The sequence below is a fragment of the Streptomyces sp. NPDC002580 genome (assembly GCF_042889485.1).
In the GTDB taxonomy this organism is placed as follows: domain Bacteria; phylum Actinomycetota; class Actinomycetes; order Streptomycetales; family Streptomycetaceae; genus Streptomyces.
In genome coordinates this window covers 1,001,259-1,023,484 of record NZ_JBIAQZ010000001.1, presented here as the reverse complement: position 1 = coordinate 1,023,484, position 22,226 = coordinate 1,001,259, and the positions used below count along the sequence as shown (strand labels likewise).

General features: G+C 72.3%; 18 protein-coding genes. 9 read left to right on the top strand and 9 right to left on the bottom strand.

Annotated features, from left to right (window positions below; translation table 11 throughout):
- Positions 1-157 precede the first annotated feature (157 nt).
- Positions 158-1,540 carry a cysteine desulfurase/sulfurtransferase TusA family protein gene (locus ACFYW7_RS04370; protein WP_389497668.1) on the top strand — a complete coding sequence of 461 codons (1,383 nt, stop codon included), beginning with the start codon at positions 158-160 and terminating at the stop codon, positions 1,538-1,540.
- Positions 1,541-1,651: 111 nt separating this feature from the next.
- Here ACFYW7_RS04370 and ACFYW7_RS04365 read toward each other — a convergent pair whose 3' ends face one another.
- Positions 1,652-2,626, bottom strand: coding sequence for a carbohydrate kinase family protein (locus ACFYW7_RS04365; protein WP_389497666.1), 975 nt, complete (start codon positions 2,624-2,626; stop codon positions 1,652-1,654).
- A 133-nt stretch (positions 2,627-2,759) separates the two neighbouring features.
- On the opposite strand from ACFYW7_RS04365, the gene ACFYW7_RS04360 reads away from it, so the two are divergent.
- Both ACFYW7_RS04360 and ACFYW7_RS04355 read left to right on the top strand, forming a co-directional pair.
- Positions 2,760-2,981: a hypothetical protein gene (locus ACFYW7_RS04360; RefSeq protein WP_389497664.1), complete on the top strand. Its 222-nt coding sequence runs from the start codon at positions 2,760-2,762 to the stop codon at positions 2,979-2,981.
- Positions 2,982-3,192: 211 nt separating this feature from the next.
- Entirely contained in the window at positions 3,193-5,316 is a 2,124-nt protein-coding gene (locus tag ACFYW7_RS04355; protein ID WP_389497662.1) for a hypothetical protein, read from the top strand.
- A 244-nt stretch (positions 5,317-5,560) separates the two neighbouring features.
- Here ACFYW7_RS04355 and erpA read toward each other — a convergent pair whose 3' ends face one another.
- A complete protein-coding gene (erpA, locus tag ACFYW7_RS04350; protein ID WP_389497660.1) occupies positions 5,561-5,917 on the bottom strand; it encodes an iron-sulfur cluster insertion protein ErpA in 357 nt (118 codons plus the stop codon).
- A gap of 335 nt (positions 5,918-6,252) precedes the next feature.
- Between erpA and nadA the strand changes: the two genes are divergently transcribed.
- Positions 6,253-7,437, top strand: coding sequence for a quinolinate synthase NadA (gene nadA / locus ACFYW7_RS04345; protein ID WP_389497658.1), 1,185 nt, complete (start codon positions 6,253-6,255; stop codon positions 7,435-7,437).
- Positions 7,438-7,574: 137 nt separating this feature from the next.
- Here the strand turns inward: nadA and ACFYW7_RS04340 are convergent, their stop codons facing one another.
- The 5 genes from ACFYW7_RS04340 to ACFYW7_RS04320 all read right to left on the bottom strand — a co-directional run bounded on the left by ACFYW7_RS04340 (position 7,575) and on the right by ACFYW7_RS04320 (position 14,235).
- Positions 7,575-10,733, bottom strand: coding sequence for an efflux RND transporter permease subunit (locus ACFYW7_RS04340; RefSeq protein WP_389497656.1), 3,159 nt, complete (start codon positions 10,731-10,733; stop codon positions 7,575-7,577).
- A 157-nt stretch (positions 10,734-10,890) separates the two neighbouring features.
- Entirely contained in the window at positions 10,891-11,574 is a 684-nt protein-coding gene (locus ACFYW7_RS04335; protein WP_389497654.1) for a response regulator, read from the bottom strand.
- A complete protein-coding gene (locus ACFYW7_RS04330; protein ID WP_389497652.1) occupies positions 11,571-12,809 on the bottom strand; it encodes a sensor histidine kinase in 1,239 nt (412 codons plus the stop codon). The genes ACFYW7_RS04335 and ACFYW7_RS04330 overlap by 4 nt, the downstream gene beginning before the upstream one ends.
- Before the next feature lie 325 nt (positions 12,810-13,134).
- Positions 13,135-13,413: a hypothetical protein gene (locus ACFYW7_RS04325; protein WP_389497650.1), complete on the bottom strand. Its 279-nt coding sequence runs from the start codon at positions 13,411-13,413 to the stop codon at positions 13,135-13,137.
- Positions 13,414-13,443: 30 nt separating this feature from the next.
- Complete coding sequence (locus ACFYW7_RS04320) at positions 13,444-14,235, bottom strand: PspA/IM30 family protein (protein WP_389498571.1); 792 nt, start codon at positions 14,233-14,235, stop codon at positions 13,444-13,446.
- 245 nt (positions 14,236-14,480) lie between these two features.
- On the opposite strand from ACFYW7_RS04320, the gene ACFYW7_RS04315 reads away from it, so the two are divergent.
- Positions 14,481-15,107: a DUF3043 domain-containing protein gene (locus ACFYW7_RS04315; protein ID WP_389497648.1), complete on the top strand. Its 627-nt coding sequence runs from the start codon at positions 14,481-14,483 to the stop codon at positions 15,105-15,107.
- 83 nt (positions 15,108-15,190) lie between these two features.
- Entirely contained in the window at positions 15,191-15,892 is a 702-nt protein-coding gene (locus tag ACFYW7_RS04310; protein WP_389497646.1) for a class I SAM-dependent methyltransferase, read from the top strand.
- Positions 15,893-16,003: 111 nt separating this feature from the next.
- Here the strand turns inward: ACFYW7_RS04310 and ACFYW7_RS04305 are convergent, their stop codons facing one another.
- The gene (locus ACFYW7_RS04305; RefSeq protein WP_389497645.1) at positions 16,004-16,216 is read right to left on the bottom strand and encodes a hypothetical protein; all 213 of its coding nucleotides are present in this window, start codon (positions 16,214-16,216) and stop codon (positions 16,004-16,006) included.
- Positions 16,217-16,328: 112 nt separating this feature from the next.
- Between ACFYW7_RS04305 and ACFYW7_RS04300 the strand changes: the two genes are divergently transcribed.
- A complete protein-coding gene (locus ACFYW7_RS04300) occupies positions 16,329-17,528 on the top strand; it encodes a bifunctional adenosylcobinamide kinase/adenosylcobinamide-phosphate guanylyltransferase (protein ID WP_389497643.1) in 1,200 nt (399 codons plus the stop codon).
- A gap of 176 nt (positions 17,529-17,704) precedes the next feature.
- On the opposite strand, the gene ACFYW7_RS04295 is transcribed toward ACFYW7_RS04300, so the two are convergent.
- Positions 17,705-18,772 carry a class I SAM-dependent methyltransferase gene (locus ACFYW7_RS04295; protein WP_389497641.1) on the bottom strand — a complete coding sequence of 356 codons (1,068 nt, stop codon included), beginning with the start codon at positions 18,770-18,772 and terminating at the stop codon, positions 17,705-17,707.
- A gap of 121 nt (positions 18,773-18,893) precedes the next feature.
- On the opposite strand from ACFYW7_RS04295, the gene cobT reads away from it, so the two are divergent.
- On the top strand, positions 18,894-20,078 hold the full coding sequence (gene cobT / locus ACFYW7_RS04290) for a nicotinate-nucleotide--dimethylbenzimidazole phosphoribosyltransferase (protein WP_389497639.1): 1,185 nt from the start codon (positions 18,894-18,896) through the stop codon (positions 20,076-20,078).
- A 276-nt stretch (positions 20,079-20,354) separates the two neighbouring features.
- Complete coding sequence (locus tag ACFYW7_RS04285; protein WP_389497637.1) at positions 20,355-22,169, top strand: phosphatidylglycerol lysyltransferase domain-containing protein; 1,815 nt, start codon at positions 20,355-20,357, stop codon at positions 22,167-22,169.
- The last annotated feature ends 57 nt before the right edge of the window (positions 22,170-22,226 follow it).

Genomic DNA, 22,226 nt, shown 5'->3' with positions numbered 1-22,226 from the left:
GGACGCTATTTGGGGTCGCGCGGGGAGGGTGCCCAACGCGCCGCCCTACTCCCCGAAGGAGTGCCGTTTCGCCTGGAAGGCACCCTAGGGACTCCTGGAATGCCCCGGTCCGGATGGCTTCTGACGCCCCCTTGGGAGCACGGACTAGCGTGGTGGCGTGTCCTACTTCGACGCCGCGTCCGCGGCTCCGCTGCACCCCGTCGCCCGACAGGCCCTCCAGGCCTCGCTCGATGAGGGGTGGGCCGATCCCGCCCGCCTCTACCGGGAGGGCCGGCGGGCCCGGTTGCTCCTCGACGCGGCGCGCGAGGCCGCGGCCGACGCGGTCGGCTGCCGCCCCGACGAGCTGGCCTTCACCACCTCCGGAACCCGCGCCGTCCACGCCGGGATCGAGGGCGCCCTGGCGGGCCGACGGCGCGTCGGACGCCACCTGATCGTGTCATCCGTCGAACACTCGTCGGTGCTCCATTCGGCGGACGCCCACGAGGCGGCGGGCGGCTCGGTGACCCTGATCGAGGTCGACCGCGGGGGCCGGGTGTCCCCTTCCTCTTACGCCGAGGCCCTGCGCCCCGACACCGCGCTGGCCTGCCTCCAGTCCGCCAACCACGAGGTGGGCACGGAACAGCCGGTGGCCGAGGTGGCACAGATGTGCCAGGAGTCGGAGGTTCCCCTCCTGGTGGACGCGGCGCAGTCGCTGGCCTGGGGGCGAGTGCCGGGCGGCTGGTCCCTGTTGACCGCAAGTGCCCACAAATGGGGCGGCCCTTCGGGCGTCGGGCTCCTCGCCGTACGCAAGGGGGTGCGGTTCGCTCCCCAAGGACCCGCGGACGAGCGGGAGTCGGGGCGCGCGCCGGGGTTCGAGAACATCCCGGCGATCGTGGCGGCGGCGGCGTCGCTGCGGGCCGTCCGCGCGGAGGCCGAGGAGGAGGCGGTACGGCTGCGCGGACTGACGGAGCGGATCCGCGCGCGGGTGCCCGCGATCGTGCCGGACGTCGAGGTGGTCGGCGACGCGGTCCACCGGCTTCCGGGGATCGTCACCTTCTCCTGTCTCTATGTCGACGGAGAGACCCTGCTGCACGAACTGGACCGGGCGGACTTCTCGGTCTCCTCGGGCTCGTCCTGCACGAGCAGCACCCTCACCCCCAGTCATGTCCTGAAGGCCATGGGCGTGCTGAGCGAGGGCAATGTGCGGGTGTCGCTGCCGCCCGGCACCGCGGCGGAGGACGTCGACCGCTTCCTGTCGGTCCTCCCGGGTGTGGTCTCCGGGGTCCGCGAGCGGCTGGGCGCGCCGGGCGCCGCGACGAGGGCGCCCGCCTCCGCCGACTCGCTGGTGGTCGACGCGCTGGGCAGGCGCTGCCCGATCCCGGTCATCGAGCTGGCCAAGGTCATCGGGGACGTGCCGGTCGGCGGCACCGTCCGGGTCCTGTCCGACGACGAGGCCGCCCGCCTCGACATCCCCGCGTGGTGCGAGATGCGGGGCCAGGAGTTCGTCGGTGAGGAACCGGCCGACCAGGGCTCGGCCTACGTGGTGCGCCGACTGTCCTAGAACCCGGCCGGGGATCCTGCCGGGGACCTGACCCGGTCCGACGGGCCCGGCTTCGGCTCGCGCCCGGGCGGAGGCGGGAGTCCGCCTCCGCCCGGGCGCGCCGGAGGGGTGTCAGGAGAGGTGGGCCCTGACCTCGGCGGCGGCGTCGTGGCCGTACGCCTTGGTGAAGCGGTCCATGAAGTGGGCGCGGCGCAACTGGTACTCCTGGGTGCCGACCGTCTCGATCACCAGGGTGGCGAGCATGCAGCCGACCTGGGCGGCGCGCTCGTGGGAGACGCCCCAGGCGAGACCGGAGAGGAAGCCGGCGCGGAACGCGTCGCCGACGCCCGTCGGGTCCGCCTTGAGCTCCTCCTCCGGGCAGCCGACCTCGATCGGGTCCTCGCCGGCCCGCTCGATGCGGACACCGCGCGAGCCGAGGGTGGTCACCCGGTGGCCGACCTTGGAGAGGATCTCCTCGTCGCTCCAGCCCGTCTTGGACTCGATGAGCCCCTTCTCGTACTCGTTGGAGAAGAGGTACGTCGCGCCGTCCAGCAGTATCCGGATCTCGTCGCCGTTCATGCGGGCGATCTGCTGGGAGAAGTCGGCGGCGAAGGGGATCGCCCGGGAGCGGCACTCCTCGGTGTGGCGGAGCATCCCCTCGGGGTCGTCCGCGCCGATGAGCACGAGGTCGAGGCCGCCGACCCGGTCGGCGACGGCCTTGAGCTCGATGAGGCGGGCCTCGCTCATCGCTCCCGTGTAGAAGGAGCCGATCTGGTTGTGGTCGGCGTCCGTGGTGCACACGAAACGCGCGGTGTGCAGCACCTCGGAGATGCGGACGGAGTGGGTGTCGACACCGTGCCGGTCGAGCCAGGCGCGGTAGTCCTCGAAGTCGGAGCCGGCGGCTCCGACCAGGATCGGACCGGTGCCGAGCTGGCCCATGCCGAACGCGATGTTCGCGCCGACCCCACCCCGGCGGACGTCGAGGTTGTCGACCAGGAAGGAGAGGGAGACCGTGTGCAGCTGATCGGCGACCAGCTGGTCGGCGAAACGGCCGGGGAAGGTCATGAGGTGGTCGGTGGCGATGGAGCCGGTGACTGCGATACGCACGGCTGGGACACGCTCCTGCGGGCGAGGGGGATTGACAGTTAACGCTACCGGGTCGGCCCCCGGCTCTGAAGCGCCCAAAACTACCCGATAGTAGATCTTTCTTCGTGGAGGCAACGGTGCATACGGTTCCGGTATGACGAACCTCAAGGTCCACGGCACCGCTCCGCTCGGCCCGGTCGGCGACCTGGAAGGCGACCTGGCGTCGCTGCGCGGCGACTGCGCCCGGATGTCCGGCCACTGGTCGGCTCCCGCACCGGTCTCCCCTCTCTCCGTCTCCCCCTCGCTCATCCACGGGGTGACCGTTCCGCCCGCCTCCGCGCGACTGCTGGACGCGATGTCCGACTACGGCGACTGACGGACCCCGGTCAGAGCGGTGCCGCCGTACGGGTGAGGGTCCGGCGGCGCCGAACGGGTGAGGAGGAAAGAGCGCCCGCGGGGAACCGTGCGCTCCCCCGCTGCGTCCCATCGCTGTCCCCCGTACAGGGGAGGCGCCGTACGACCCTGGAGGACCTGTTTATTGACAGGGCCGGGTCATGGGACAGCAGTGGAGCCGAAGGAGCGATGCGGTGAGCACCGAGCGACCCGACAACGACGCGCCCGAACCCGTCGAGGGTCATGCCGAGGGCCCCGTCGAGGGCGCGGCCGAGCGCGCCGGGGACGGCCCCGCCGGGGGTCCCGTCCCGGGTCCCGCCGAGGACGCGGGCGACGGGCGGGACGAGACCGCCGCCCCGGAGCGGTCCGAGGAGCCCGGTCCCGTCGGGAACGCGGCCGACGATCCCGCCCCAAGCCCGGGGCAGGAAACCGCCGAGGCGTCGGCCGGGATTCGGGCCGACGAGACGGCCGAGGCCGTTGCCGGAGGCGACGCCGAGGAATCCCCGGACGGCGCGGACGGGACCCGGTCCGAGGGTCCGGTCGATGCGGGGTCCGGGGGCTCGGCCGGGGAGACGGCCGCGGGCGAGGCCGCGGAACCCCTGGAAACAGCGGCCGGGACGCCGTCCGAAGGACCGTCCGAGGGGCCGCGCGGGGCACGGTCCGAGGGTCCGGGCGAGAGCCGGTCCCAGGATCCCGCCGGAACGCGGTCCGAGGGTCGCGCAACGGAACCCGTCGCGGCCACCGACGCGGTCACCGTCGACGAGCCCTTCGTGGAGCCCGACGCGGTCACCGTCCACGAGCCCGTCGTGGACTCCGCTCCCGGTGGGGTACGGCGGCGGGGTACCCCGGCGGTCGTCGCCTCGGTGGTCGCCGCGGTGCTGCTCGTCGGAGGCGGCGGGGCGTTCGTCGCGACGAACGCGTCCGGCGGCGGCCGTTCCGGTACGCCCGGCGCCGAAGGCACTCCCCCGGTGCTCGCCCTCGACGGCTACTCCGAGAGCACCGCGGGCGCGGGGTCCACCGGTGGCGCGGTCGGCATCGCGCCCGGCGAACCCGACCCCTACGGCACGACCTACCGGGCGGACGGCGAACTCCCCGCGGGACCGGACTCGGCGCACGTCCAGTGGGCCGAGGGCAGGGTGACCCGGGCCGAGGTGGCCCGGCTGGCGAAGGCCCTGCACCTGGCGGGCACCCCCCGACTGACCGGGGACGCCTGGACGGTCGGCGCCGTCAAGGACGGCTCCGAGCCCAACCTGCGGGTGAACGCGGACGCACCGGGGACCTGGACGTTCAGTGCCTCGGTCCCGGGGTCCGACAACTGCGTCAAGGGCAAGGCGTGCGGGGCGTCCGGCTTCAGCTTCTCGGGCGGGACACTCGCGGACCCGGTGAGCGAGGCGGCGGCCAGGAAGGCGGCGGCACCCGTGCTGAAGGCCGCCGGCCAGGACGACGCCAAGGTGGACGCGAGTCAGCTCATGAACGACGTGCGGGTGGTGAACGCCGACCCGGTGGTGGACGGACTGCCCACCTACGGGTGGACGACCGGCCTGCGGATCGGCGCCGACGGTCGTCTCCTGGGCGGCAGCGGGCAGTTGAAGGTCCCGGTGCGGGGGGAGACGTACCCCGTGATCGGCGCGCGGCAGACGCTGGACCGGATGAACGGGTCGGCGTCCGTCTCCGACGGCGGGCGCATGGGCATCGGCGGCTGCGCCAGCCCCGTACCGCTGAAGGACCGGGACGAGGCGCCGTGCGAGCACCCGACCACGGCGCCCGGACCCAAGGAGCCGTCGACCGTCGAGAAGGCCACCTTCGGCCTGGTGGCGCACCGCGCGGACGGGCGGCAGGCGCTCGTGCCGTCCTGGCTGTTCGAGGTACGGGAGCCGGGCGCGGACGACACCTACACCGTGACGCATCCCGCGGTCGACCCGAAGTTCCTGGCCTCGACGGCCCCTTCGGCGCAGCCGACCCCGACGCCGACCGCACCCGCGGTCGAGCCCTCCGGGTCCGGCGCCACCAAGGGCGTCCAGGTGATGACCTACACCGCCGACGGGAAGGACCTGAAGGTCTCCTTCGTCGGCGGGGTGTGCGCGGACTACTCGGCCTCGGCGAGCGAGAGCGCCGGGAAGGTGACCGTGACCATCACGACAAAGCCCTGGAAGCAGAAGGTCTGCATCCTGATGGCCAAGCTCTACGAGAGGACCGTGCACCTGGACCGTCCGCTCGACGGCCGGAAGGTCGTGGGGCAGGACGGTGAGGCGATCCAGGAGGGCCTGAGCGCCCTGACCGAGCTGACACCCGACGCGACGCCGGACGGGTCCCGCTAGGCCCTGTCGTCACCCTCCCGCCGTCGCCGCCCGCAGGAGGTGGCGGGGGGAAGGTGCCGTGACGACCGTGACGGCGCCCCCGGTCGCGGACACGCGAAGGCGGCGCCCCCTTCACAGGGGGCGCCGCCTTCGTGCGTACTCGGCGTGCGCGTTCAGCCGGAGCCGTGAGCCGCGGGCTCGGCTCAGTGGCAGTCGGGGCCGGCCGAAGCGGACCGGGCAGCGCCCGGCCCCGCCGGTCCCGGATCTAGCTGAAGGAGTCGCCGCAGGCGCAGGAGCCCGTCGCGTTCGGGTTGTCGATCGTGAAGCCCTGCTTCTCGATCGTGTCCACGAAGTCGATCGAGGCGCCGCCCAGGTACGGGGCGCTCATGCGGTCGGTGACAACCTTCACACCGTCGAAGTCCTTGACGACGTCGCCGTCGAGCGAACGCTCGTCGAAGAAGAGCTGGTAACGCAGGCCTGAGCAGCCGCCGGGCTGAACGGCGACGCGCAGCGCCAGGTCCTCGCGGCCTTCCTGGTCGAGCAGGGCCTTGACCTTGGCCGCGGCGGAGTCGGACAGCTGGATGCCGTCGTTCACGGTGGTGGTCTCGTCCGATACGGACATCTGCTTCTCTCCCGGGTTGTACGGAGACTGCTTGCCGACGGTTGCAACCGGCGGGGCCGCGGATTCATTCCGGGCCGAGCTCATGTCTTTGGCTTCTCTCTTCATGCTCGCACATGCGCCCGCGCACGAACACCGGCCTGTGGACAACCCCACGGTCACCCGGGTGTCACCTGCCGCAGAGGCGACCGGGATTCACGTCACATGGACGCTATGGCCATCGTCAACATGACGTGAAGCGGTTATGATAGATAACGTCAATTCGACGAAAAGGCATCGTTCCGCCGGACCCGTTACCCAGGGGTCCGGCGAGCCGCGGAACAGAAAGGGTGCGTGTCGTGACCACCGCCCAGACCCAGGAGCTCGACGTACAGCCGACGCCCCTCGCCCTCCTGCTGCTCGGCCGCCAGGCCGACCCGAGGAGCGAGCGGGGCGTCGAGTGCCCCGGCGACCTGCCCTCGCCGTCCGACCCGGACCTGGTCGAGCGCGCACGCGCGGCCAAGGAGAAGCTCGGCGACAAGGTCTTCGTGCTCGGCCACCACTACCAGCGCGACGAGGTCATCCAGTTCGCGGACGTCACGGGCGACTCCTTCAAGCTGGCCCGCGACGCGGCGGCCCGTCCGGAGGCCGAGTACATCGTCTTCTGCGGTGTGCACTTCATGGCGGAGTCCGCGGACATCCTCACCGGCGACGCCCAGAAGGTCGTCCTGCCGGACCTCGCCGCGGGCTGCTCGATGGCCGACATGGCCACCGCCGAGCAGGTCGCCGAGTGCTGGGACGTGCTGACCGAGGCCGGCGTGGCCGACCGGGTCGTGCCCGTCTCGTACATGAACTCCTCCGCCGACATCAAGGCGTTCACCGGCAAGCACGGCGGCACGATCTGCACGTCGTCGAACGCCCAGCGCGCCCTGGAGTGGGCCTTCGAGCAGGGCTCCCAGGTGCTGTTCCTGCCCGACCAGCACCTCGGCCGCAACACCGCCGTCCGCGACCTGGGCATGTCCCTGGACGACTGCGTGCTCTACAACCCGCACAAGCCCAACGGCGGGCTGACCGTGGAGGAGCTGCGCAACGCCAAGATGATCCTGTGGCGCGGCCACTGCTCGGTGCACGGCCGTTTCAGCGTGGACTCGGTGAACGACGTGCGCGAGCGCATCCCGGGCGTCAACGTCCTCGTGCACCCCGAGTGCAAGCACGAGGTCGTCGCCGCGGCGGACTACGTCGGCTCCACCGAGTACATCATCAAGGCCCTGGAGGCCGCCCCGGCCGGCTCCAAGTGGGCGATCGGCACGGAGCTGAACCTCGTACGGCGTCTCGCGAACCGCTTCGCGCCCGAGGGCAAGGAGATCGTCTTCCTCGACAAGACGGTCTGCTTCTGCTCGACGATGAACCGCATCGACCTGCCGCACCTGGTCTGGACCCTGGAGTCCCTGGCCGAGGGCAACCTCGTCAACCGCATCGAGGTCGACAAGGAGACCGAGGCGTTCGCCAAGCTCGCGCTGGAGCGGATGCTGGCGCTGCCGTAGCGCCCGGGTCCGGCCGTGGCTCCGGACCCCGGAGCCACGGACTCCGGAGCCACGGCCGGGACTTCGAGCCCGAGAACGAAGGGGCCCCCGTCCCGGCGTGTGAACGCCGGGACGGGGGCCCCTTTTCCGGAACCGGATCAGACTCCGGCCGGCTCCGGGGACTTGTCGCCGTCGTCCACGGCGCTCTCGCCGGATTCGGCCTCCCGCGCCGACCGCACCGCGTCCTGCTTCGCCGTGCGCTTCGCGGCCCGCTTCTTCGCCCGGCGCTCCTTGCCCAGCTCGACCATCGCGTAGAGCGTCGGAACGAGCAGCAGCGTGAGCAGCGTCGACGTGATGAGACCGCCGATCACGACCACCGCGAGCGGCTGCGCGATGAAGCCGCCCTCGCCGGTCACGCCCAGGGCCATCGGCAGCAGGGCGAAGATCGTCGCCAGTGCCGTCATCAGGATCGGGCGGAGCCGGTGACGGCCGCCCTCGACCACGGCCTCGACCACGCCGTAACCCTGCGCGCGGTACTGGTTGACGAGGTCGATCAGCACGATCGCGTTCGTCACCACGATGCCGATGAGCATCAGCATGCCGATCATCGCGGGGACACCCATCGGGGTGCCCGTGGCGACGAGCAGACCGATCGCGCCGGTCGCCGCGAACGGGATCGACACGAGCAGGATCAGCGGCTGGACCAGCGAACGGAAGGTCGCCACCAGCAGCAGGAAGACGATCGCGATCGCCGCCAGCATCGCGAGGGCCAGCGAGGAGTTCGCGTCGTCCTGGTCCTGCGAGACACCACCGATCGACGCCGTGGCGCCGGCCGGCAGCTTCAGCTCCTTGAGCTTCGCCGTGAGGGCGTTGCTGACCGCGCCGGTGTTGTCGCCGGTCGGCTTGGCCGTGATCGTGGCCGCCCGCTGGCCGTCGATCCGGGTCATCGCGACCGGACCGTCGACGACCTTCACGTCGGCGATGTCACCGAGCTTCACCGCGCCGAGCCGCAGCCCGCGCAGTTCCGCCAGCGTGGTGGCCGGCTCGGCGGACCTGATGACGATGTCCCGCTCGGTGTCACCCAGGATCGCCTTGCCGCTGGTCGTACCGCGTACCGCCTGGGCGACGGCCGCGCCGAGCGTGGCGTCGTTGAAACCGGCCGCCGCCGCCTTGGAGTTGGCCTTGACCGAGACGCGCGGAACGCTCTGGGACAGGTCGCTCGTGACGTCGGTGACGTCGTCGAGCTTCGCGACCTCCTCGCGGACCTCGCCCGCCGCCTTGCGCAGCACGTCCTCGTCGGCCGCCTTCACGACGACCTTGAGGTCCTGGCTGCCGAAGCCGTCTCCGGCCGCGACCGTGACGGTGCCGGCACCGGAGAGCTCGCCGAGCCCCTTCGCGATGCGGTCCTGGACGTCCTTGGAGGACGCGGAGTCCTCCAGCATGACCTGGTACGACGCCTGGTTGGTGTCCGTACCGCCGCCGAAGGCGGCCAGGAAACCGGAGGAGCCGATGGTGACCTGGTAGTCCTTGACGCCCTTGACGCCGTCGAGGAGCTTCTCGATCTTCTTCGCCTGCTCGTCGGTCGCCGCCAGGCTGGCGCCCGGCTTCAACGCCTGCTTGACGGTGAGGACTTCCTGCTCGCCCTGGTCGAAGAAGTTCGTCTTCAGCAGCGGGGCCATGCCGAACGTGCCGAAGAGCACCGCGACGGCGATCAGCACGCTGGTGAGCCGGCGACGGGTCGCGAAGCGCAGGACGGGAACGTAGAAGCGCTGAAGGCGGCTGTTCTCCTCCTTCTCCTCGGCCAGGCGGCGGGCCTCGGCGGCGTCCGCCGGGGTGCCCTTGGGGGCACGCAGGAACCAGAACGAGAGCACCGGGACGACCGTCAGCGAGACGAGCAGGGACGCGAGGAGCGCCGCCGTGACCGTCAGGCTGAAGGAGCCGAAGAGTTCGCCGACCATGCCGCCGGTCAGACCGATCGGCAGGAAGACGGCGACCGTGGTGAGGGTCGAGGAGGTGACCGCGCCGGCCACCTCGCGGACCGCGGTGAGGATCGCCTCCTCGCGCTCCTCGCCGTACCCGAGGTGCCGCTTGATGTTCTCCAGGACGACGATCGAGTCGTCGACGACCCGGCCGATCGCGATGGTGAGCGCGCCGAGGGTCAGCATGTTCAGCGACAGGTCGCGGGTCCAGAGCACGACCAGGGCCAGCACCACGGACAGCGGGATGGACACCGCGGTGACCAGCGTCGAACGGACCGACGCAAGGAAGACCAGGATGACCAGGACCGCGAAGAGCAGACCGAGGGCGCCTTCGACGGTCAGTCCGTGGATGGACTTCGAGACCGCCGGGCCCTGGTCGCTGACGACCGTGATCTCCGCGCCCGCGCCCAGGTCCTTGCGGAGCCCGGGCAGCTTGTCCTTGACGTCGTCGGAGATGGCGACGGCGCTGCCGTCGTGGTCCATGGTGACGGCCACGGCGAGGCTCGGGCGGCCGTCGGTGCGCGTGATCGAGTCGGCCTTGGCCTGCTGCTGCTCGACCGTGGCGACGGACGCGAGGCGCACCGGCTTCTTGCCGGGCTGCCCCGTGACCATGAGGTCCTTGATCTGGTCCAGCGAGGTGAAGCCGCCACCGACGCGGACGGTGCGGTTGCTGCCGTTCTCGTCGAAGGAGCCGGCCGGGACGGTCGCCCCGCCCGCCTGGAGCGCCTGGCCGAGGGCGGCCGTGGTGAGGCCGGCCTTCGCCAGCTTCTTGTCGTCGGGCGTGACGGTGACCTGGAGGTCCCGCACACCGGTGACCGTGACCCGGCCGACGCCGTCGACACTCTCGAGGGCGGGGACGACCGTGCGGTCGAGCCGGTCGGCCAGGGCCTGCTGGTCCTCACCGGAGGTGACGGCGAGCACCACGGTCGGGATGTCGTCGGTCGAACCGGCGATGACCTGCGGGTCGACGTCGTCCGGAAGCTGGGCACGGGCCCGGTTGACGGCCTGCTGGACGTCGGCGACGAGCTGCTTGGTGTCGTTGCCGTACTCGAAGGACGCCATGATCACGGCGTTGCCCTCGCTGGCGGTGGAGGTGACACCGGTGATGCCGTCGACGGCTTCGAGGTTGTCCTCGAGGGGCTCGACGACCTGCTTCTCGACCACATCGGGAGACGCACCCTGGTACGGCGCGAGCACGGACACCAAGGGAAGTTCGATGCTGGGCAGCAGCTGCTGCTTGAGCTGCGGAATCGCTATCGCCCCGAAGACGAGCGCGATGATCGACATCAGCCCTATGAGGGCCCGCTGCGCGAGGCTGAATTTTGACAGCCAGGACATGGGTGTGGGTTCTCTCTTCTGTGGTTCGAGCGGAAGGCCGGGGACCATGGGGACGCCCCACGTCACACCTTGGGCCATGAACGGGCACCGATCGGTAGCCCCTGGGTCCATTTCCCCACCGGGAACCTACTCCAGGCGCAGTACGCGCAAGTGACGCTCAGTCCACCCTCGGACGTACCAGGCCGGTCTCGTACGCGATGACCACCAGCTGGGCCCGGTCGCGGGCGCCGAGTTTGGCCATGGCCCGATTGACATGGGTCTTCACCGTGAGCGGGCTCACTTCGAGGCGTTCGGCGATATCGTCGTTGGAGTGGCCTCCGGCGACCTGGACGAGTACCTCGCGCTCGCGCCCGGTGAGCGCGCCCAGCCGGTCGGACCCTACGGGACCGGGCCCGCCGTCCGGGCCGTCGCCCTGGGCGAGGAACCTGGCGATCAGTCCCTTGGTCGCGGCCGGGGACAGCAGTGCCTCCCCGCCGGCGGCGATCCGGATGGCGCTCAGCAGTTCGTCGGGTTCGGCGCCCTTGCCGAGGAACCCGGAGGCGCCGGCCCGCAGCGACTGCACCACGTACTCGTCGACCTCGAAGGTCGTCAGCATCACGACCCGTACGTGCGCGAGGCCGGGGTCTGCGGTGATCAGCCGGGTGGCGGCGAGGCCGTCGGTCCCGGGCATCCGGATGTCCATGAGCACCACGTCGGCCCGCTCGTCCCGGGCGACGGCCACCGCCTCCGCGCCGTTGGACGCCTCCCCCACGACCTCCATGTCCGGCTCCGAGTCGACCAGCACACGGAACGCGCTGCGCAGCAGGGCCTGGTCGTCCGCGAGCACGACACGGATGGTCATACGGGGTCCCCCAGGGCAGGCGCGTGGTTCTTCGCCGGAAGGCGGTTCTTGACCGGAAGGATGGCATGGACGCGGAAGCCGCCTCCGTATCGGGGACCGGCCGTGCAGCTCCCGCCGATCGCGGTGACCCGCTCGCGCATGCCGAGCAGCCCGTGCCCGCCGCCCTCCTGGTGGACCGCTTCCTGGCCGGGCCCGCTGTCGAGGACGGTCACCTCCACGTTCGGCCCGACGCGGACCACGCTGACCTCGGCCTTGGCCCCGGCACCGGCGTGCTTGCGCACATTGGTGAGGGCCTCCTGGATCACGCGGTACGCGGCGAGGTCGACGGCCGCGGGCAGGACCGTACCGTGGTCGGAGCGGGCCACCTCCACGGGGAGTCCCGCGTTGCGGAAGGTGTCGGCGAGCTCGTCGAGCCTGGCCAGTCCGGGGGCCGGTTCGGTCGGGGCCTCGGGGTCGCCGGACTGGCGCAGCAGCCCCACGGTGGCGCGCAGTTCGTTCAGCGCGGACCGGCTGGCCTCCCGTACGTGGGCGAGCGCCTCCTTGGCCTGGTCGGGGCGCTTGTCCATCACGTGGGAGGCGACTCCGGCCTGGACGTTGACGAGGGCGATGTGGTGGGCGACGACGTCATGCAGGTCGCGGGCGATACGCAGCCGCTCCTCGGCGACCCGGCGGCGGGCCTCCTCCTCGCGGGTGCGTTCGGCCCGTTCCGCGCGTTCCCTGATCGCGTCCACGAAGGCCCGCCGACTGCGGACGGCGTCGCCCGCCGCCGCGGCCATGCCGGTCCAGGCGAAGACGCCGAGGTTCTCCTGGGCGTACCAGGGCAGCGGCCCGGCGAGCATCGCGACCGCCGTCAGGACGGTCATGGTGACGAGGCCGACCCGCCAGGTCGTGGGGCGGTCGGTGGACGAGGCCACGGTGTAGAGGGCGACGACGGCGGACATCGACACGGGGGCCCGGGGGTCGCCGGTCACCAGTTCCACCAGGGAGACGGCGACGGTCGCCGCGAGGACCGTCATCGGGGCGCGGCGGCGGAAGACCAGGGCCGTGGCGGCGAGGACCATCAGCGCGAGGCCGAGGACGTCCGGGGTGCGGACGCCCCAGGTCGTGCCGTCGGCGCCGTGCGGGTCGACGAAGGAGCCGGCCACCATGCAGACGAGGACGCCTGCGGCGAGGGCGGCGTCCAGGGCGAGGGGGTGGGCCCGCAGCCAGTCCCTCGTGCGCTCCAGGGTGCTCACCCGCACAACGGTACGGGTCCCTGCCGGGGGGAGACCCGCACGGTACGGGTCCGGGTACGGCTCGCCGCCGGGGCGGGAGCGACGAGGCCGGGGCCCGGCGGAGGCCGGGGCCGCGTACGCCGAGGTGGGGAGTGTGGGGCCCTGCGGTCCGGGCGGGCGGGGGTGTCGCCCTCGCCCGGTCGTGGGCCGGAGCCCGCGCCGGGGCGGGAGACCGTGGGCCGGGACGGAAGCCGTGGGCTGGGACGAAATCCTGGACCGGACCGGACCGGACCGGACACTGTGGGCCGGGTCGGAGAGTCGCGGATCCGCCGGGCGGGAGGTGGGCTCAGCCGGGGATCAGGCCGTCGTCGCTCAGCATCTCCCTGACCTCTTCGAGCGTGGCGTCCGGGGAGGGGAGGATGAGCTCGGACGGCTCCAGGGAGTCGTCCGGGAGAGGGGTCCCGGCGCGGCGCACCGCGTCCAGGAGGCCTCCCAGCGTGCGCCGGAAGCCGGACTCGTCGCCGCGTTCCATCTCGGCGAGCAGCTCGGCGTCCAGCTTGTTCAGCTCGGTGAGGTGGCCGTCGTCCAGCCTCACCTGTCCCTCCCCCATGATCCGTACGATCATGTCGCCCTCCTCAGGCGTGGACCCGGTCGATCACTGCTTGTCGAAGCGCGGTGTGTCCTGGGACTGCGTCCGGGACTGACCCGCGCCGCCCTCGAGCGCCTGCTGCTGCGACGAGGAGCCGCCGGCCAGCTCCGCCTTCATGCGCTGCAGCTCCAGCTCCACATCCGTACCACCGGAGAGCCGGTCCAGCTCGCTCTGGATGTCGTCCTTGGCCAGCCCGGACTGGTCGTCGAGCGCTCCGGAGGCGAGCAGCTCGTCGATCGCGCCGGCCCGTGCCTGGAGCTGCGCGGTCTTGTCCTCGGCACGCTGGATGGCAAGCCCCACATCGCCCATCTCCTCGGAGATGCCCGAGAAGGCCTCCCCGATCCGGGTCTGTGCCTGGGCCGCCGTGTAGGTCGCCTTGATCGTCTCCTTCTTCGTACGGAAGGCGTCGACCTTGGCCTGGAGGCGCTGCGCCGCGAGGGTGAGCTTCTCCTCCTCGCCCTGGAGGGTCCTGTGCTGCGTCTCCAGGTCGGTGACCTGCTGCTGGAGTGCCGCGCGGCGCGACAGCGCCTCACGGGCCAGGTCCTCACGGCCGAGCGCGAGGGCCTTGCGGCCCTGGTCCTCCAGCTTGGAGGACTGGTTCTGGAGCTGGTTCAGCTGCAGCTCGAGGCGCTTGCGGCTGGTCGCCACGTCGGCGACACCGCGGCGGACCTTCTGGAGCAGCTCCAGCTGCTTCTGGTACGAGTAATCGAGGGTTTCGCGCGGGTCCTCGGCCCGGTCAAGGGCCTTGTTCGCCTTCGCGCGGAAGATCATCCCCATACGCTTCATGACACCGCTCATGGGCTTCGCGCGCCCCCTTCTGACGGACTCCAGCTCCAGGTACTGCAACAGGACCCACAGTACGGGCCCCGCATCCATTACCGCACTGTTCGGGGACGGATGCGCTCATCCCCAAGGACGACTGCTGTCGTCACCGCTCCGGCGTAGGGAGTAGGTGACACCCGGGGTCCACCCGGCAGCCGAACCCCTGTGTCCCACTACAGACGCGCGGTGTTGCCGGATCGTTCCCCACTCGGCCGACGTCCATGCCCGCCGACCCCGTACCCTTGGGCTTTGTGTTCCGAAGCCGTGCGAAGGAAGAGAAGGCCCCCGCCGACAAGGCGCAGGTGACCCTCTCCAAAGAGACCCGTGATCCGCAGGCCCCCAAGGGCCGCCCCACGCCCAAGCGCAGTGAGGCCCAGAGCCAGCGTCGCAGCGTCGCCCAGACGCCGACGACGCGCAAGGAGGCGGCCAAGCGGCAGCGCGACGACCGCCGTGCCCAGATGGAGAAGCAGCGCCAGGCGCTGGCCAGCGGGGACGAGCGCTATCTGCCCGCCCGCGACAAGGGCCAGGTCCGCCGGTTCGCCCGCGACTTCGTCGACTCGCGATTCTGCGTCGCCGAGTTCTTCCTGCCCATGGCCGTGGTCATCCTCGTCCTGAGCATGGTGCGGGTCGGCTCGCTCCAGAACATCGCGCTGCTGCTGTGGCTGGTCGTCATCGTGATGATCGTGATCGACTCGATCCTCATCGCGATCCGCCTGAGGAAGCAGTTCGCCACCCGCTTCCCCGACCTGCCCAAGAAGGGCGCGGTCGCCTACGCACTGATGCGTACCCTCCAGATGCGTCGCCTCCGGCTGCCCAAGCCGCAGGTCAAGCGCGGAGAGCGGCCCTGAGCACGACATCTTTCTCCGGGGGCGCGGCGGATGCCTGGCTGAGCAAGGTCGGCGGGCTGCGTGATGTCGTACGACAGGAACTGGTGGCCCGGCAGCTCGACGAGCAGATAGTCGGCCGGTATCCGGTCGGGCAGCGCCTGCGGGTGCTGGACGTCGGGATGGGGCAGGGCACGCAGGCCCTGCGGCTGGCCCGGGCCGGGCATCAGGTGACCGGGCTCGAGCAGGACGAGACGATGCTGTCGGTGGCCCGCCGGGCGCTGGCCGCCGAGCCCGAGGGCATCCGCGGCCGGGTGCGCATCGTCGAGGGCGACGGGCGCGAGACCGGCGTGCACTTCCTGCCGGGCAGTTTCGACGTGGTGCTGTGCCACGGCGTGCTGATGTACGTCGAGGAGCCGGACGCACTGCTGGCGGGACTGGCGCGGATGCTGGCCCCGGGCGGGCTGCTCTCGCTGCTGGTGCGCAACGCGGACGCGCTGGCCATGCGGCCGGGGCTCGGCGGGGACTGGGCGACGACGCTGGCCTCGTTCGACACGACCGCCTACACGAACCGGCTCGGTCTCGACGTCCGCGCCGACCGGCTCACCACGCTGACCGACGCGCTCGCCGGTATCGGGGCTCCGCTGCACGCCTGGTACGGGGTGCGGGTCTTCACGGACACGGCCGGCGACGGGGCGCCGCTGCCCGCGGACGCGGAGACGATGCTGGCCGCCGAGGAGCGGGCCGGGCGTACGGATCCGTACCGCCAGGTGGCGGCGCTGCTGCACCTGTGCGGCGTGCGCGGCTGAGAACGACGTACCCGGCGTCCTGAGGCCGGGTGTCCTCACGCGGTGGTTCGACCCGCGTGAGGAGGACGGCGGACGGGTTGCCGGGGTGCGCCCCCGGCAACCCCGACCGGCCTACTCCGGCTCGGCGTGCAGGCTCATCGGGCCGTAGATCTGCGTGCTGTCCTCGAAGAGGAACACCTGGTCGGCGCCGCCCGCCACCAGGTCCTTCCACACCTCGCCGATCCAGGACTCGGCATCGCCCTGGGTGGTGAACTCCTCGGGCTGCACCGCGGGTTGGACCTCTGCCCCGTCGGACTTCTCGAACCGCCACGTCCATGCCGCCATGTACGCCTCCAAGGTGTGAGCTCACTGCACAGCGGGAGCCGGACAAGATCCGATCCCGTCCGAAGCCTAGCCGGACGCGCAAGACTTACGGGGACACGGAAAAATCGACGACGTGGAACTGACTCTGCTCGGCACCGGTGCCCCCGCGGGCCTGCCCCGCCCCGACTGTCCCTGCGCCGCCTGTGCGACGGCGCTCGGCGAGATGGCGCGGGCCGCCACCGCGCTGCTCGTGGACGGCACACTGCTCCTCGACCTCACCCCGGGCGCCGCCTTCGCGGCCGCCCGCTCCGGACACTCGCTGGGCGGCGTACGGCAGGTGCTGCTCTCGCATCCGCACGACGGGCCCGCCGTGGAGGTGGCGGCCGGGCTGCCGGCGCCCGGACGGGTGCCCGACGGACGGGAGTTGGCGCTGCTGACGGGACACCGGGTACGGGCGGTGCCGATGGACGCGCCGGGCACGGGGTACGCGGTGACCGGCCCGGACGGACGGCGGCTGCTGTACCTGCCGCCGGGCGCGGCGCCGGCCGGCCTGGACCAGAACGGCGACGCCTACCACATGGTGCTCCTCGACGTGGTGGGCCGTCCCGACGCCCTGGCGAAGCTGCGCGCGGTCGGCGCCGTCGACCCGACGACGGACGTGGTCGCGGTGCACCTCGACCACGACGTCCCCCCGGGCCCCGAACTGCGGCGGCGGCTCGCCGCGGCCGGCGCGCGGGCGGTGCCCGACGGAACGACGCTCGACGTGGGCGTCTACGAGGACGTGCCCGACGTGCCGCGCAGGACGCTGGTGCTCGGCGGAGCGCGTTCGGGCAAGTCCGTGGAGGCGGAACGCCGGCTGGAGGCGTTCCCCGACGTCCTGTACGTCGCCACCGGGGGGTCGCGCGACGGCGACCGCGAATGGGCCGCGCGGGTCGGCCTCCACCGTGAGCGGCGGCCCGGCTCCTGGCGGACGGTCGAGACCTGCGACCTGGTCCCGCTGCTCGCCGAGGACGGCCCTCCCCTGCTCGTCGACTGCCTCTCGCTGTGGCTGACGGACGCCATGGACGCGGTGAACGCCTGGGACGACGCCGAGTGGTCCGGCGGCGGCGAACGAGCCCTGCGCGCCCGTGCGGAGGAGCTCGTGGGCGCGGTCCGCGACACCCGCCGCACGATCGTCGCCGTCTCCAACGAGGTCGGCTCCGGCATCGTCCCCGCCACGGCCTCCGGCCGCCGCTACCGCGACGAACTCGGGCGCCTGAACGCGGGGTTCGCCGGGGAGTGCGAGCACGTGCTGCTGGTCGTGGCGGGGCAGGCGCTGAAGCTGCGGGGCTGATCGCGGCCGAAGTCCGTTCCGGCGGAGGCGAGTTCCCGGGCCTCCGCCGGACATCCGCCCGCCCCCGATCACCCCGGGCGGCGCGGTCCCGCCCTTCGCGCCCCTCGCCCCGGCGCGCCTTCCGCCTGCCCCGCCGGACCTCGCTCCCGCCTCCCTCGGACCCGTTCAGAGCGCCCTCAGGCGTCCCGGCGGGCGATGACGCGGTACGCGTTCGAGAAGCGGGTGCGGCTGAGCAGCGGGGCCATCAGCCGGTCCAGGGCCGCGGTCGAGGCGAGGAGCGGGACGGACGCCCGGGTCAGGGCCTGCCGGACCGTGCGCTGGACGGGGGTCGGGGGCGCCGGCCGCCAAGGGGCGTCGAGGCCGGGGAGCGCGCGGCCGAGCGCCAGGGCGAGGGCTCCGGAGAGGTCGTGGGGGATGTGCGGTTCCCGGCGGTCCGTCGCGACGATCAGGCAGCCGAGGGATTCGAGCTCGCCGAGCAGATTGGGCAGCGGCATGAGGTGCAGGTGGCTCGGCTGGCCGTGCGCCACCCACCACTTGCCGAGCAGTGCCCCGAACACGCAGTCGGGGTCCGGGACTTCGACGAGGAGATGTCCGCCGGGGCGCAACAGCGCCAGCGCGGCGCGCAGTTCCTCGCGCGGGTCGGGCGTGTGCTCCAGATGGTGGAACATGCTCACGACGTCGTAGCGGGCGCGCAGCCGCTCGATGACCGGCGGGTCGGTGAGCCGCCCCACGTGTGCCTCCTCCACCCGCCCCGCCGCCCGCGCCCGCTCGACGCGGCGCGTCGGGTCGAGTCCGTCGAAGGACGTGTAGGGGTGGACCTCCTTGGCCGCCTCCGGGAAGTGGCCGTGTCCGGTGCCGACGTCCAGCCAGCTCTCCGGCTCCGGGAAGGGCAGCATGGCGCGGGCCGCGGCGAGGTGGCGCCCGGTGGCGGCGCGGGCGCCGAGCAGCCGTTCGGCGAGGCTCTCGTGGGCGTTCTCGCCCAGGTCCCGGTGGTAGAAGGCCAGCCCCTCGGCGGTGAGCCGGGGGTTCTGGAAGGCGTGGGCACAGTCCCCGCACTCGTCGACGACGAACGTCCCCGGCCGGCGCCGGCGCAGGTCCGACGTCCGCAGCCGGGTGCGCAGGCGCTCCGAGCCGCACCAGGGGCAGTCGGAGCGGCGCGGTTCGTGGAACCGGTCGGTGCCCTGGGCGAGTTCCGCCGCGTAGGCGGCACGGCGTTCGGCGGTCGGCTGCGCGGTGGGTGACATGGACGCTCCTGTCGGGACGAGCCGTATGACAATCCGACACAAACCGTACGTATGCGATAGCCATCCGGAGCGCAACGACGTGGCGCGGACGTGTTCGATCGCTGCCGGTACTGTTCGGCGAATGAGCTCGCTTAATCTCGACGACTTCACCGATCTGATCGAGCGTCCCGACGGAGGCGTACGCCGTGACGCCGAGGCGTACCGGGAGCGCCGGATCGTGCCGCCCGGGGCACTGGGCCGCCTCGACGACCTCGGTGAGTGGCTGGCCGCGGCGCAGTCCGCGGTGCCGGTGCGGCCGATCGAGCACCCGCGTGCCGTGCTGTTCGCGGGTGACCACGGGATCGCCGCGCTCGGCGTGTCCGCGCGCCCGGCGGGCGGCGCCCATCACCTGGTGCGGGCGGTCCTGGAGGGCGCGAGCCCCGCGTCGGTGCTGGCCCGTCGGCTCGGGGTGCCGGTGCGCGTGATCGACATGTCGCTGGAGGCCGGTCCCGAGGGGCTGCCGGACGAGGTCGTACGGCATCGGATCCGGCGCGGTTCGGGCCGGATCGACGTCGAGGACGCGATGACCCTGGAGGAGGCGGAGGCCGCGTTCCGTGCCGGGGTCGCCATCGCGGACGAGGAGGCGGACTCCGGTACGGATCTGGTGGTGCTCGGCGACATCAGCGTGGGCGGGACCACGGCGGCGGCCGTACTGATCGCGGCGCTGTGCGGGACCGACGCGTCCGTCGTCACCGGGCGCGGCGGACAGGCCATCGACGACCTCGCGTGGATGCGCAAGTGCGCCGCGGTGCGCGACTCCCTGCGGCGGGCGCGGCCCGTGCTCGGGGATCAGCTGCAGTTGCTCGCGACGGTGGGCGGGGCCGACCTGGCGGCGATGACCGGGTTCCTGCTGCAGAGCGCGGTGCGCAAGGTGCCGGTGATCCTCGACGGGGTCGTGTCGGCGGCGTGCGCGCTCGTCGGGCAGCGGGTCGCCTTCCGGGCGCCGGACTGGTGGCTGGCCGGGCAGCTCAGCGGGGAACCGGCGCAGGCCAAGGCGCTGGACCGGATGGCTCTCGAGCCGCTGCTCGACCACGGGGTGACGGTCGGTGAGGGAGCGGGGGCGCTGCTCGCGCTGCCGCTGGTCCAGGCGGCGGCCGGCCTCGCGGCGGAGCTGGCGGAGGCGCCTTCTCCGGACGCGGACACGGAACCGGAGTCCGAGCCCGACCCGGAGCCGGTCCTCGACTCCGACTCCGACTCCGACTCCGGAGCCCCGTCCGGCTCCGGGGCCGAGCCTCAGCCTCAGTCCGCCTCCGGGGGCGAGGCCTAGCCCGGTCCAGGTACCGGCCGGAGCCCGAACCGGGATCGGGCTCCGGTCGGCATCACCACAACCTTCCCTCGCCACCTCCACCCCGGTCGGGCGGACCGCACCTGGGGCTCCACCCCAGACCCCGCTCCCCAAACGCCGGAGGGGCTGAATTCCGCCCCGCGTCACGACTCGATTGTCGGCTCGGACAGGGATGGACCTCGCCGCGTGGCCGACTGGCGGGCGGCGGGGGGTGCGCTTTCGCCGCGGTGAGCCGCTTGGGCCATATCATCCCGATTCATGGGAGATGCCCGTATTGCCGCTGCCGTTGCCGTTGTCCCCGGGCAGGGACGGGCGTCGGTCCGTCGGAGTGACGGGGGCCGGCGGTCCACGGCCGCCTCGCGGCGGTCCGCCGCCTTCGCCGTCTGGTATCTGCGCGCGGTCTCGTTCGTCAATTTCCTGAGCGCCGTGTGGGTGTCGCTCGGACAGGACGTACGACGGCACAACACCGAGAACTACTTCACGCCGTACCTGCTGACCGCGGGGTTCGCCTCCGGTGTGTTCACGATGTTCCTGGCCATCACGATGCGGCGGCGCAAGCGGGCCGCCTGGATCCTCAACTCCGTGCTCGGCGGGCTGTTCCTGCTGCTGTTCGCCGTCGCGATGGCGTTCCCCGAGATCCGCCGGTACGGGCAGAACTGGGTGTCGCTCGCGCTGACCGCGGGTTTCGTGGGCTCGCTGGCCGTCGGCCGCCGGGAGTTCTACGCCAAGGGCGACCGGTCGAACCCGAGGCTCGCCGCGGCCGTCGCGATCGGCGGGCTGCTGGTCGCCTCGCTGCTCGCCGCTCTGTTGGTCACGGTCACCAACACCGCGCACGACGCCCACCGTTCGACCTTCCTGGACCGCTGGCGCTACGGCACCCTGCGACTGGTCTCGGTCGCCGCCGACGACTCCCACTATCCCGGGATCACGACGCCCAACTGGGCCGACGTGGGCGTCAACGTGCTCAGCACCGTGCTGGTCCTCTCCGTCCTGTACGCGGCCTTCCGTTCCCGGCGCGCCGTCGACCCGCTCACCGAGGACGACGAGAAGCGGATGCGCGAGCTGCTCGACCGCAACGGCGACCGTGACTCGCTGGGCTATTTCGCGCTGCGCCGGGAGAAGAGCGTGGTCTGGTCGCCGACCGGCAAGGCGGCGGTGGCGTACCGCGTGGTGGGCGGGGTCTCCCTGGCCAGCGGCGATCCCATCGGCGACCCCGAGGCGTGGCCCGGCGCCATCGAGCCCTGGCTCGCCGAGGCCCGGCGGCACGGCTGGATCCCGGCGGTGATGGGAGCGAGCGAGGAGGCGGGCACCATCTACTCCCGGCACGGCCTGGACGCCCTGGAGCTGGGCGACGAAGCCCTCGTCGAGACCGCCGAGTTCACCCTGGAGGGACGGGCCATGCGGACCGTCCGGCAGGCCCACAACCGGGTCGCGCGGGCCGGGTACCGGGTGCGCATCCGACGGCACGAGGACATCCCGGCCGCCGAGATGGCGTATCTGCTCCAGCGGGCGGACGACTGGCGCGACGGCGCGACCGAGCGCGGTTTCAGCATGGCGCTCGGCCGGCTGGGCGACCCCGGGGACGGGCGCTGCGTGATGCTCGAATGCACGGATTCCGAGGGCGGGTTGAGGGCGGTGCTGTCCTTCGTGCCGTGGGGGCCGCAGGGGCTGTCCCTCGACCTGATGCGGCGCGACCGCGACGCGGAGAACGGGCTGATGGAGTTCATGGTCATCGAACTCCTGCGGCGCGCCGGGGAGATCGGGATCAGCCAGGTCTCGCTCAACTTCGCCATGTTCCGTTCCGTGTTCGAACGTGGCGCGCGCCTCGGCGCGGGACCCGTGCTGCGGCTCTGGCGGTCACTGCTCAGCTTCTTCTCCCGCTGGTGGCAGATCGAGTCGCTGTACCGGGCCAACGCCAAGTACCGGCCCATCTGGGAGCCGCGGTTCCTGCTCTTCGAGAAGAGCGCCGACCTGCTGCGCATCGGTGTCGCGTCCGCGCGCGCCGAGGGGTTCCTGGAGGCGCCGGGCCTGCCGAAGTGGCTGCACCGCAAGCACCTGGAGTCGCACCGATGAAGCCGACGGGCCCGGCACCACCGGCCAGGCCCGGGAGACCCGCGGGCGACGGCGTGA